The organism is Bacteroides ovatus (assembly GCF_001314995.1).
GTDB lineage: Bacteria > Bacteroidota > Bacteroidia > Bacteroidales > Bacteroidaceae > Bacteroides > Bacteroides ovatus.
The window spans coordinates 5,300,521-5,314,337 of record NZ_CP012938.1 but is presented as its reverse complement, the minus strand read 5'-3'; the positions used below and the strand labels follow the sequence as shown (position 1 = coordinate 5,314,337).

General features: G+C 39.9%; 5 protein-coding genes. All 5 read right to left on the bottom strand.

What is annotated here, in order from left to right; all coding sequences use genetic code 11:
* Positions 1-7: 7 nt before the first annotated feature.
* The 5 genes from Bovatus_RS20055 to Bovatus_RS20035 all read right to left on the bottom strand — a co-directional run bounded on the left by Bovatus_RS20055 (position 8) and on the right by Bovatus_RS20035 (position 13,220).
* Positions 8-3,145 carry a SusC/RagA family TonB-linked outer membrane protein gene (locus Bovatus_RS20055; RefSeq protein WP_004297318.1) on the bottom strand — a complete coding sequence of 1,046 codons (3,138 nt, stop codon included), beginning with the start codon at positions 3,143-3,145 and terminating at the stop codon, positions 8-10.
* Positions 3,146-3,254: 109 nt separating this feature from the next.
* Entirely contained in the window at positions 3,255-4,850 is a 1,596-nt protein-coding gene (locus Bovatus_RS20050) for a C2 family cysteine protease (protein WP_224440820.1), read from the bottom strand.
* Positions 4,851-5,282: 432 nt separating this feature from the next.
* Positions 5,283-6,842 (bottom strand): glycoside hydrolase family 76 protein, encoded by a 1,560-nt coding sequence (locus Bovatus_RS20045; RefSeq protein ID WP_004324754.1) that lies wholly within the window; start codon positions 6,840-6,842, stop codon positions 5,283-5,285.
* Positions 6,843-6,884: 42 nt separating this feature from the next.
* Positions 6,885-9,038 (bottom strand): TIM-barrel domain-containing protein, encoded by a 2,154-nt coding sequence (locus tag Bovatus_RS20040; RefSeq protein WP_004297315.1) that lies wholly within the window; start codon positions 9,036-9,038, stop codon positions 6,885-6,887.
* A 231-nt stretch (positions 9,039-9,269) separates the two neighbouring features.
* The gene (locus Bovatus_RS20035) at positions 9,270-13,220 is read right to left on the bottom strand and encodes a helix-turn-helix domain-containing protein (protein WP_004297314.1); all 3,951 of its coding nucleotides are present in this window, start codon (positions 13,218-13,220) and stop codon (positions 9,270-9,272) included.
* Positions 13,221-13,817 lie beyond the last annotated feature (597 nt).

Genomic DNA, 13,817 nt, shown 5'->3' with positions numbered 1-13,817 from the left:
GTTTAGTTTAGAAATTAATATCAATACCAAACAAAATAGAACGGTTCATCGGATATTTCAAACCATTATTAGTACCAAGTTCCGGATCCCACAATTTGAAAGGAGAGAAACATAAGAGGTTGTTACCGCTGACAAATACGCGCGCCCCCTTAGAGTAAATTTTTTCCATCCATTTCTTCGGGAAAGTATATCCGATTTCTACAGTTTTCAAACGTAAGAAACTCATATCCTTCTTCCACCAAGTAGAAGCACGATAGTTGTTCTTGTTAGGACCATATGTAAGGCGAGGCCAAAAAGCATACGGATCTTGATTATCATCCGTCCAACGATCATCCAGATTTTCAGAATAAGCATTCCCCTGCACAGTTGTACCACTACCTGGCAAGAAGATGGTTGAATTACCAATCACACGATGAGCGTCGGCAGTACCTTGAAAGAAGAAATTAAAATCTATGTTCTTATAAGCTATAACACCGCCAAAACCGTAAACGATACGCGGATCTTCCGTTCCGCCAATATAACCTTCGTCTTCTTCAGTAATTTTACCGTCTCCATTCATATCAACATATTTAATGTCACCCGGATAAAGTTTGTCAGCACCCACCTCTTGTTTTGGAATACCGAATTTCAATGAACCATCAGACTCAAAATCGTCTGCAGTGAACAAACGTTCAGCGGTAAGCCCCCAAAGTTCATTCATAGAGCGCCCTGTCTGTCCGCGATAAGTACCAATTTTAGAAGGAGCCTCGTCATACTCGTCTACACGATTCTTGGCAAAAGTAAAATTCCCATAGAAAGATGTAAACCAGTCTTTATTAAGTTGCTTGTGCAAATTAATCGAAACCTCCATACCGCCATTCGTTACTTTTCCATAGTTAGCCCAAGGATTTGTGATAAAACCTGTTTGTGTAGGAATAATACGACGTTGCATAAAGATATTCTTACGTTTTTCACGGAAAACATCTACTGTAATATCCAACGCGTTCCACAAACCAACTTCCAGACCAAGATTTGATTTAGTAGCTGTTTCCCAAGTCAGATTTGTCACACCAATCTCGCCTTCTGTAATACCTTTATCGTAGTTCTTTTGTCCTGTAGTCCCCCAAGTATATCCGCTGGCATCTGTTTTTAGTGTAGTCAAATAAGCAAAACGACGACCACCAATATTATCGTTACCTGCTTGTCCCATACTAGCACGGAATTTAATCTTATCAAAAGTGTTTTTCAAAGGCTCCATCCACGGTTCTTCACTCATCAACCAACCTAATGCTACGGAAGGAAAGAAACCGAAACGATGACCTTTGGCGAAATTTTCCGAACCATTATAACCGAAGTTGAATTCAGCTACATAACGGCTATCGTATGTATAAGACAAACGTCCTGCAAACCCTTGTTTACGATAATCCTGAATAGAACCGTCGTCATAAGCCTGTTGATTATAAAGAAGCAAAGCATCAATATCGTTCTTTCCGAACTTACGGCTATAATTCAAGTTAAACTCAAAATAAACATTGGTATTACCATATTCAGTGCCGGTTTCACTACCCATTGATTCATCGCCCACATCATACGACGTATACACCAAATTACCTTCTGCATCACGCCCTGTCGCCGGATGTACGGTAGGAGTATTGCTGGTACGCGACCTCCTGCTACTGTTCCAACGGTCGAAACTGAAGATACCTTTAGCTTTCAATCCCGGCGTAATCTGTCTCAAGTCTTGTTCTACAGAAAATAAAGTCTGAATCTTGGACGAGGTAGTGAAGTCATACCCTCCCTGCGTCGCAGTCCTCCACGGGTTAGCTCTATTCATTTCACGAGGAATGGAACCGTCGCTATAACGTGCCGGGTGCACAAAAGGTAAAGTCTCGAAAGCTTCGGAAAAAGCTTGGTCTGTGCTGCAACGTTGTTTCCTGAAACGATTCAGAAAACCACCAATATTTACACGCATCAAGGTAGTTTTGGTTACGTTCATATCAATATTCGAACGCATATTGAACTGATTATTGTCCGTAGAATTATCTACCGGCAATGTTTTATCTTGTTGCAGAATACCCGACTCATTAAAATATGAAGCTACGATACAGTAACGCAAGAAATCAGAACCACCACTTACCTCCAAATTACCTTTGGTTGTGTAAGCATAATCTTTTGTAATTGCATCAATCCAGTTTACGTTCGGATAAAGATCGGGATCATATCCGCTACGGGTACGATCAATACGCGTTTGATCAAAAGGTAATATCGCTCCATCCTGTGCAGCCAGTTGGTTGAGTAACGTCATATAATCCGGTGCATCCAAAAAATCTGGGAATTTGGTAGGTTGATTAATAGAATGTTCTACGTGTACTCTTACCTGGGGTGCACCAATTTGACCGTGTTTCGTTGTGATGACGATTACACCATTAGCACCACGTACACCATACATGGCACTAGCCGACGCATCTTTCAAAATAGAAAAACTTTCAATCTCGGCTACATCTACGTTATTAAGATCTCGTGCAATACCATCCACCAAGATCAATGGAGAATTACTGCCCGAAAAAGAACTAATACCACGAATCCAGAAGTTAGAATCATCATACCCCGGTTCACCACTACGCTGAATAGCAATTACACCACTTAACTTACCCGCTAAGTTGTTACTTAATGTACGACTTGTACCAAATTGCAGTTGCTGTGGTTGAATCGTCTCAATAGAACCGATGATAGACGCTTTCTTCTGGCTACCATAACCGGTAATTACAACTTCCTCCAACTCCGAAGCGTCTTCCTCCAGAACTACATTGAGTAACTTCGATCCATTTAACGAAACAGATTTCTTCTTAAATCCAATATAAGAAAACTCCAATGTAGAATTTTTGGCCGGAACGGTTATTTGAAACAAACCGTCAACATCTGTCACTGCCCCCGAAGGGTTTGCAACATTAGCTACAACAATCGTTACTCCCGGCAATGGATTCTTATCCTTATCAGTAACCATTCCCGTTACACGAACTCCTTTCTGCTGTTGCACTTCCAAAGTACTCTCTACGGAAGCTTCCCGCAAAGATGCAGCCATACCATCAGTTGGCAAACTCCAAACCGGGACAGCTAGAGAAGCAAAAAAGAATGTTCCCAAAATGCTTTGAATTACATTTTTCATACTTTAATGTATAATTAAGGTTAATATTAATTTTAAGTTTAACATATAAATAAGATCTTTTGAGTCCTGCGTTTTACAGGATATGAGTATATTCAAATATTAAATCAAACTACCTTCCAGTTCTTAATAAATGAGGAGCGATGCGCATTGGCATCGGAGTATAAGAAGGCGGTGTATAAGGAGATAAATTTCCTCCTACTCCAAATTCTTCTGCTGCTCCCGGTTCCATTATACGGAGATCGATAAGCGGCGGAACCGTATTATCATCCTTGATGAACAACATGCCGTCGCCCGTCCCGTCATGTCCACCACTAATAGTAGGCACTGCACCCCATGGATTACGCATGACGAAAAGCATCGTATCATCCACAGGCAAAGACACGGTATAAGCATGTGCAGAAACAGTTTTATACTTACCGTCGACAGGAACATCGCTTTTAGTGAATCCTCCTACCACCAGTTTTCCTCTCTTCAGTGAAACCGACACGGCACGTTGCAGCTCGGCAGGAGTTAATTTTTCCGGAGCAAAAGCAAAACTGGAGCCATTACCGGTGATGATAGCTGCTGCATATTCCGAACCGATACCGCCAATGTCCGACGTGTTTCTAAACGCTTGAAACCACTTGATGACTGCCTTTTCAAGAACTGTAGACCATGTGGGCTGACCGCTCTTGCCGGAACTTGCGCCCAAACTTCCACTCGTACCCACGAACAGATTACTTACTCCGACTTCGATCTGCTGTCCTTTCGGATCGTACAGCTTCACCGTAAATGTCTGGTTGCCATTATTCTTAATAATATTCTTGATAAATCCCGGATAAACGTAAGACAAAGAACCCATCACCGCACACAAACAGCAGTCACCAATGGAATGTTGGTTTACATCTGCCGGACAAGGTTCGCCAAAAGGATAAAGATTGGAGACTTGGAAACCAGCCCAACTCAATCCGGCAAAAGGATCCGGTTCTTTATTCGGATCTTTCAACCACAGCAATTTTTCCTGCGTAACGGACAAATCCGACTCGGCATGCTGAGTACCCATCACATTATCCGGACTATACGTACTTCCGGAAGATTTCGACATCAAATCATCAATGTCTCCAACGAAAGCAGATGCTGCCAATGACAACTCTGCGAGTTGAGTAGAACTTGCCCCATGATTACTTTGTATGCTCAATCTATAATATCTATATTCTTCTTCATTTTCTACAGCATACGTTTTCGTCTGTTTTCGTTCTGCGAAAGTCTGATCTTTCTGAGTGTCCAGTACTACCCATTTTTGATTGTCAGAAGAACCGGATAATGTCCACGATTTCGGATCTGCTTCCGGAGAATCAGCTGCCGATGTAAGTGAATAGGATTTTACTGAGACACTACTGTTTCCATTCCAATTTATATTCACATTACTATGATAAGTAACGTACTTTGTGTCTAAATCATTATCTACTAACTTTCCAACTTCCGACCCAACAGGTGCATCCGAATATTGAGTCCAAAGAGTTCCGCCACAAGGCATACTGGAATTATTGGCATCTAATGCCCAATAAGTCTGAAAGAAAGCTCTTCCTTTTCCTTGTTCATCATCATCTGAACAGCTAGCAGCACAAAACGACAATAATAAAATTGAAAATAGAAATCCACTCTTCATAAGAAAAGAATCGGTGTTCATCTTCCACCGCAACGATTTCGCGTGATGTTTTTTCATTCTAAATACATTCATTTTACTTGTTTATTAAGGTTACTAAATACATTTGTATTCTTAACTATGCATATATTTTTCTTGTTAACGAAAGCAAAATAAGTTCTTTTTCACCTATTACATATACTCTGGCGTGACAAAATGAAGACAAAATTTCGTTGACAAAGAAGCGCACAACAAGCACAATAAGAGCACAAAATAAAGTCCTCATATTCAACACATTAAGCACCACTAAGCAGAATAAGAGAACAATAAGAGAACACAAGAGAAAAGTATTAATTCAAATCTGTATTCTCTTTTCAAACCCGAACAAAATGGGGTAAGGTACCGACTCCACTATTAATAGACGTAAAAAGACTAGCTATAATAATAAACGACTTGCCTAAGAATATATAACTTGCCGGCAGATATTTTTCCAAATACCTGCCGACGAGAAAATCAATTCTGTTTTTTTTCCCATACAGCTAAACGAGCATACAGTTCTACAAGTGCACCCTGATGTAGAATCTGCCATTTATTGCCACCGTCTTCTGTCGGAATATCTCCACTTAAACCACTCAAATCCTCATTATTAATCAATCCATTATTATGATGTGCTTTGCCAAACCAGGCGTGTAACATCGTACTATGTATATCTTCCAAATACAATGAGTTCTTGTCAATGGAGTAGAGTTCGAAAAATCCACGACACATAATAGTATTAAACCATGCGTGTCCGGGCGACAGGACTTTAAAATCACGTTTCAAAATATCCGAATGAAACTGTTTAAACCACTTATTGTGACAAGCTTCCGCTATTTGTTTTGCTAAATTCAAATAAGAATTCTCTTGCGTTATTTTATAAAGAAGACAAGCCAACTGCAAAGGCTGACCAGAATTATAAGAATACTTATTCTTCTCTATGTTACCTACCTGAGTGGGATCATCATCTTTAGGAGAAGCGTTATCATAATACAAATGATCACTAGGATCATACATATAAGTCTGCAACCAGTTAAAACACTCTTTTGCTTTATCCAAATAAATTTGTTTGTTAGTTAACTGATATAAAATACAACTCAATACCCCTGTCGGAGCTGTAGAACAAGTATTCTTCGACCTACTAGGTTCGTTCAATTCTCTCCAATGTACTCCGCCACCACAAGTTTCATCCCACCCATACTGTGCCAAATAATTCCACACAGCCTCAGCCTGAGTCAAATAACGTTTATCTCTAGTAATAATATACCATTCCGCCATATCAAGTCCAATCCATACATTATCATCATAAAAACGCTCGTTGCCAGCTGCCGGATACACACTATATGCAGTACGTCCACGATCTGCTATCCAAAAAGCCTGAATACCACTGAACATATCATTGTCCAAAGACTCATAGTGCCGTTCCTGCCCCGTACCAAGAGAAGCTTCTCTCATTGCCACAAACGCAGACAATCCACTACCTTGTCCCCATACAAGTGCGTCTCCATCCCAATAACCGTCAGCCTTAGGATACCATGTCTGCCAACACGTCCGAGGCCCCTTGTGATAATAATACTCTATAACCTTTGTCATCAAGGTATGAGCACAATCAAACATTTTCATTTGTGCATATTCAAAGGTTGCCGCTTCCTGACTTTTACTCTCCGACCGCAAACCATTGACTCCCACTAAAGTGACCGCTACCTCATACGTTCCCTCTGAAGGTACTTGTAGCAAATAATTTGCTCCGTTTTTGTATTTGACATCATTACCATTTAATAAAACAATGCTCCATTCCTGCGTCTTTCCGGTGTCTATCCTCCGATAAGCTATTTCTATCTGGAGATCTTTCACATAGGTTTTCCTCACAAAATTCACAACCAGCTCTTTCTCCCTATTTGTATTCAACACTTCCAGTTGCTCCACCGGATCAATTTTTTGGAGAAAGTTTTCCTCTTCTTTACTATCTTCACTACACGACTGCATGGTAGTCCCAACCACAAATAGAACTATCAATATACCAATTATCTTTTCCATATATTTTTTCATTTATTATTTCCCAACGAGGTGGTAGCCTGTTTACAATCCGACTTCAATACCTTCTGTCAGATTACCACTAGCCAGTCGAATACCTTGTTTAGTTATCACCTTGACAATTGCCATCCCTTTATTCTCCAGTTCTCTTTTTCCTGTTTTTCCAACCAGTTTCACCATGACTTTGTTACCATTACGTTCTGCTGTAAACTGTTGTAAACTATAATCACCTTTTTGGTATGACCAGCCGTCTCCAGCATCCCAATACATACTTCCGGAAGCCTTGCCTTGCTCATCCAAACAGACCAAAAGCATCAAAGGATCCAGTGAATTTTCAGTGGTATTCTGTATTATCTTGCCGGTAGGAATGATAGAACCACCACGAATCTTTAATTTTGCCTGATATTTACCATCCTTATCCCCGTCTACTAGTGACAAATCCTCCCATATTCCTTTAGGAAGCGCCGTTTTTTTAGCAAATGAAGGGATTACCAACAGGTCATCACCAACCAGAAATGCTTTTTCTTCCGCTCTTAACGAAAGATCTTTTGGATCAGCAAAGAATATCGGACGCATGATAGGCATACCTGTTGTGGAAGCCTCATGCAAAAGAGTATAATAATAAGGTAGCAAAATATATCTGCGTTCCAAAGCAATACGGGAAACCTCTTCTATTTCTTTTCCAAAAGCCCAAGGCTCTTTATTGTTGGTTCCGGCACAAGCATGACCGCGAGAAAAAGGGTAAAAAGCTCCCAGTGCAATCCAATTCCCAAACAAATCGGCATCTGCATGGAACAAGAAGCCACCAATGTCAGCGCCACTCATAGGTTGTCCCGACAGTCCCAATGTTAACGACATAGGTACAGACATCTCCATATGCTCGCGACTGGAACCATTGTCACCTGTCCATGTTGCGGCATAACGCTGCCCTCCCAAAAAATTAGAACGAGTCAGAATAAAAGGACGTTTCTTAGGTTGCGCGGCTAACATTCCTTCTCTTGATGACTTAACCATTAAGAACCCGTAAACATTATGATATTGCAAATGAGTTCCGGCAGGAATTCCATTTCCACCTCTATGCAAATTATCTTCCGGCATCGTTCCGGTAGGTGTATTACTCACTTGCGGTTCGTTCACATCGTTCCAAACCCCATCTACGCCTTGCGCCATAAAGTCTTTATAAAGTCCGCCCCACCACTGGCAAACTTTAGGATCTGTGAAATCCGGCCATGCCACTTTCCCCGGCCATGCATCACCGTTATATTCTTTTCCATCTACAGTTTTTACCCAAACATCATTTGCTGTTCCCGAATCATAGACAGAATAACCTGTTTCAGCTTTAGCTCCCGGATCAATCATCCATACCGAATGGAACCCACGCAGATGCAAGTCTCGATTTACAGCTTTTGGATCAGGAAAACCTTGCGGGTTAAATGTGAATATACGATAACCATCCATATAATCAATGTCCATCCAAATTGCATCACACGGAATACGCTTGTAACGAAGCGTATCGGCTATTTCTATTACACGACTGTCAGGCGTATAAGAAAAACGGCATTGCTGATAGCCTAAAGCCCAGCGCGGAACCATCGGCATAGTACCGGTTAGTTCGGATAATCCTCGAACAACAGCCTGCGGTGATTCTCTGTCAATGATAAATACACGAAAAAGCTCCCCTTCACTTCTTAACTCTATTTTCTCATCTGTACTGCTTAATTCAGCTTTCCAAGTAGTATCAAACAAAATACCAAAGGCGGTTCCATCCTTCCTGACTCCCATCATCCATGGATGTGACTGATACAAACGCGTTCCATTATCAACTCCGTATGCTCCGGAATCGGTATTCCACAGTTTTATGGTTTTTCCGTTTCTTAAAAGAGATCCGGTAACTTCTCCGCCTCCGTAGATACTCGTACCTTCCGGTATGATTAATGATGCATTCGCTTTACCGTCAGTCAGTGAAAAATCGGGAACCAGCTCCCACCCGGAAGAAAGCGCTCCCTGTTCGCGAGGTTCTTTTTCAATTGCAAAAGAAGGTACTTTCTTGGCATCAAAGCCATCAGGTACAAATTTGGCAATTCCATTTCCTACCATAACGCTACGCGCGACATTTACCTTCCTCGTAGAGGCATTAGTTGACAAAGACAATGTTACGAGCAAACTAATTGCTACAGTTTTAATGCAGTTTTGTTTCATGATTTCTTAATTAATGATTCTGTTGAATACTTATCCTTCAATGGCTAAGTACAAAGCGAATTAAACACTTTTTCACTCATTAATCATCCTCTGAAATGACAAAATGCTGGCAAAATCACATTGGTCAAAAGACACATAACATGTACAATGGGAGCACATTATAAACAAGACATTTACAATGTGTTACAATATATTGTGTATAATGAGCGCACAATATAAAGTACAAGAAAACTACGGATTCTTATGCTGTTCTCGATAATCCTTAGGTGTCATACCGAATTTTCTAGCAAATTCTTTGTAAAAATAGGAACGACTTGATATCCCCACATCAGCAATAACGTCCTGAATAGAAAGATCTTCCTCTCTTAAAAGGCGCGCAGCTTTCTCCATCCGATAGTTTTTAATCAGATCGCTAGGAGCAATGGGAGATATTTCCTTAAACTTACGATAAAACTGGCGCGGACTCATTGCCATACGATCGGCTATCAATGTTGAACCCAATTCTTCCTCTTCAAGATTCTGTTCAATCACTTGTAAAAGTTTACGGATAAAATCAGCCTGTTCTGCTGTAGTACACACTATTTGCCCTGCCAATTCACCCAAATCTTCCAAATAAATTTGTTTGGCTTCCCGCTTACCATAAATAGCTTTATGAACATCTTCTTTCAGAAAGAGAATATCATAGGGTAGTACAATATAGGAATCGGACCATTTAATCAATTCGCGTTGAATAACCGAACTTGCTTTCCATGTCAGCAAAGGAATAAAAGCTGTTTTCGATAAAGCCGAGCGATTCTTTCCAACATATTCCATAAACGTACTTTCCTCTTCCGCATACATAGCCATATCAACTAAAAAAACAGCAGGAACCGAACGATGAATTTCCTCAAATGCCACCTGTACACTTTTCACCGAATGTATCAAATATTCTTCAGAAAGTAATCCTGTTATCAACCAAACCATTTCTTCACGATCTTCTAATAAAAGAATCGTTTTCTTTTCACTCGATTGATTTTCAATTAATGTGGCGGGATCGAAAGTAAGCATCAGGCTATGTTGGCCACTGTCAGATTCTACATAACGAACAACTGTATGAAGTTGCTCTAAAGCTGATTGCACAAAACAAAGCATCAACTGAATACCGAAAAACCGATCAATATCTTCTTTATTAAACACAGAGGAAGGAGTTCCGGTCAGTTGTTGTTGTAGTTCTTTAAGCACCTCAACCGTACCAGATATTATTAACGACATCTTGCCGTTTTCTTCCTGCACACTAACCGTAATTCTGCCTGACGATGTTTTCTGACAAACAAACTGATAACAATAATAAAGAATACAACGTAAAGCATTTTTATAGACCGGAAAAGTAAAATTCGCAGGAATCAGAGATTGTACCAAAGTAACATCTACTCCTTCTGACTTCAACGTGCGAAGTACTTCCATAGATAACTCCTGTATACACATACGGGCAGACAAAACAAAGGTAGTAGGATAAAAATGCTTCAGTTTCTCTGAATAAAGCGTCTCTGGCCGGAAAAGAGCACTCATCGCTGTTTCACGTATTAACTCCACTTGCTTACGACGTTGTTCATAAGAGGTGTTTTCTGCACGTAGCTGATCGCAAGCATGGTAAATGAGGGTAAAACTATCCAATAAGTCACGATTATAACTACTACTTTCCAGCACCTTTTTATTATTTTCCGTATTGAGCAACCGTTTCAGTATACGTTCATGAAGGATATATTTACGAAGTAAATGAAACAAATAAACCACAAAGAGCACTATTAATAAAATATAAAGGAGATAAGCCCATAGCGACTGATACCACGGTGGAAGAATATGTATGGGAATGGAAAAGAATTTATACTCCGTATCGAACACGTCTTTCTTATAACGGACTTTAAAAATATAATCACCCGCAGGCACATCAGTATATGAAGCCTCATTGATGCTGCTGAATGAAGTCCATTGGTTATCATATCCTTCCAGGATGAATGAATATTCCACTTCTTTCCCGGTCAAATAATCAGGTACGGTAAAAGAAAGAGAGAAAGAAGTTTCCGCTCCTTCCAATTGCAGACTTTTTCCATCTTCCGTATAATAATCACCTAAATTTACTGCTGTCCGCCCAAGCCACAACCGACGTAACACAATATCCGGATAAAACTCAGGGGCAGCCGCCACTTTACGATCCAGATAAAGCAGTCCATCAATTCCTCCAAAGAAAAGACTGCCTGTATAAGGACACTGATAATAGGCATCATCACTAAACTCTCCTATTTGCACACCGGCACTGTAATAATAATCATGCGACGAGCCATTTTTCGGATTATATTTGATGAGTCCGCGATTGGTACCCAGCCAAAGGAAGCCATTGCCATCTTCCTGTATACCATGTATCATATCATTAAGAAGTCCCTGCTCCCTACCGATATAAGTAGCTTCTATCTTCTTTCCACAAAATGAAAGACAAACCAAACCAGAAGTTGTTCCTACATACATTTTACCATCTTCAGTGCGGTACAAACTTAATATATCGTCTACCGACTTGCGCAGCTTTTCTTTCAAAGAGATGACTTGATATTCTTCCGTTCGTTTATCGAAACGAACAAGTCCTTTTTCACGACTACCTAACCATAAGATAGAATCCCCTTCCGCCAACATGGGATAAAACATCATAATCTCCCGTTGCTCATGAAAAAAATGATAACGTTTTTGCTGACGTACATTAATAGTCCCTCCTTTCTTTTCAAGCACCATTTTATAAAAACCATCCACCGCCGTTACAGCATATAACACACTATCATTTTCTTCATAAATATCATGTATCTCAATAACAGGTCGACCGGAAGAATATTCTACCGAATGCACAGCATCATCTCTGAATGAATAATAAAATAATCCCGGATTTCCTGCCCCTATCCAGAAGCCATCCATATAGCGACTTTGGGCCAGTTTATAAACGTGAAACTCATGATTCCATTTAATATATGATGACATTACCTGTTTCTCTCCAGGAGAATAAACCATAGCCCTCCCAAGAGGATTTCCTACTGCTTCATGATAATCAGGCAAATGTAAAAGCCCATCTCCCTTTGTTCCAAACCATAATCCTCCATATTCATCTGTCAGTATCGAACGTACTTGTCTACTCAAATTAGGTGACATACGATTCAACATCAAATTGGTAGCGATCGAATATTTTTTGGCGTACATCACAGCTCCCTGCCCGTCCGATGCAATCCAAAGCAACCCTTGACGCGGTTCCCTATAAATTCCATAGATTCGGATATTACGATTGACGATCTCTTCTTCATACTTTTTAGAAGTACGTAAACGAATCAATCCATTAGCACGAAATCCAATGATAATATCTTCATAAAAGGGAACAATCCCTGTTATTACTCCATATTTCTGAACGAGTGATGAAAGATTACGAATATAAATCTTGGATTTACGAGAGATATCATACATATATAAATCTCTGTCACAATCTACGAAACAAAAAATACCATTCTGATAGAAAATATCTTCAATTGCTTTCGAATGGAACTTGTTTGTTGAGATAGATAATTTCACCGACAAACTATCCGTATCAAACCTATTGAGTGAGTAATTAAGAATTTGTCCCGTACTAGGTGGAAATACCCAAAGCCCCCCATCATCGGTCACAAATGCACGTCGTTCCATACTATCCACTGGTAAAACAGAAGTTTGTACCCGGATAAAACGTTGATGATGCGTATTATAATAGTAAATTCCGTCTCCGGTAAGTATCCAAGTGTTTCCCTGATTATTAGAATGAACATAATAATCACCTGAAAAATCATAGTTGGCTACCACTTGCCTCGCCTTTTGCGAGAAGCGGTTTACTCCCAAATGGGTAGAAATCCATAAGCAACTGTTATCTGCCTGCGAAATGGAATGAATCACGTTATTGCTCAACGTTTTGCTTTCTGAAAAATCAGAGCGAAACACTTCCATCGTCTTTCCATCCCAACAGTTCACTCCATCATACGTGCCAAACCACATCAGCCCCACATTATCTTGAAAAAGACAAAGCACTGCACTATTGGATAAGCCTTGTTGATAATCTACTTTTGAAAAGAAATAAGTATCATTGTCAGCTATAGCAGCCAATGATCTCATCATTATAAATAATGCTATCAGTTTTATTTTCATGTCGTACGTTTATCAATAAGCTGTTCAAAACCTGTTAGGCCTCTTGCTGATACTGTTACGGACATTAGTAACATTACTGGCAACACTTGTACCGTTTGCATGTTTTTCAATTTGTTAGTTCCTTCCTAGTCTCAACAGAAGTGTATACACAAAAGAAGCGCGAGACCGCTAAACTTATATCCAAGTGCAGGTTCTGGACTACCTCTGTGTTGAATACAAGCAAAAACAGCTCACGCCCTTGACTGTATATCAGCACCTAGGTGCAACATACAAACCAAAGGGAGAACGTTTTGTTTATTTCCTCAACACAGCTCGAATTGTCCAGATTCGCACTTGAGAAAAAGCACTAAACGCTTCCTTATAATAAAAACGTCCTAAAGGACAGTACAAATATACTACAATTTTCCTTTAATTATCCTTTTCACATATCAAATCTACATATATAAGCCGTTTATTTATCATTGATTATAAGATCTATAAACCTTTGTATATCACTAACCTCCTTATACTATATCTATTCTAACGAAGTAGAGAAGTAAGCTATATAGATTAGTTTCCTCTCAATACTGCTTACTTCTCATGTAATCTATTAATAGA

Bases quoted from the DNA above. Each gene is read 5' to 3' on its own strand.
- Bovatus_RS20045 (WP_004324754.1), bottom strand. From the start codon at position 6,842: ATGGAAAAGATAATTGGTATATTGATAGTTCTATTTGTGGTTGGGACT.
- Bovatus_RS20040 (WP_004297315.1), bottom strand. From the start codon at position 9,038: ATGAAACAAAACTGCATTAAAACTGTAGCAATTAGTTTGCTCGTAACA.
- Bovatus_RS20055 (WP_004297318.1), bottom strand. From the start codon at position 3,145: ATGAAAAATGTAATTCAAAGCATTTTGGGAACATTCTTTTTTGCTTCT.
- Bovatus_RS20035 (WP_004297314.1), bottom strand. From the start codon at position 13,220: ATGAAAATAAAACTGATAGCATTATTTATAATGATGAGATCATTGGCT.
- Bovatus_RS20050 (WP_224440820.1), bottom strand. From the start codon at position 4,850: ATGAAAAAACATCACGCGAAATCGTTGCGGTGGAAGATGAACACCGAT.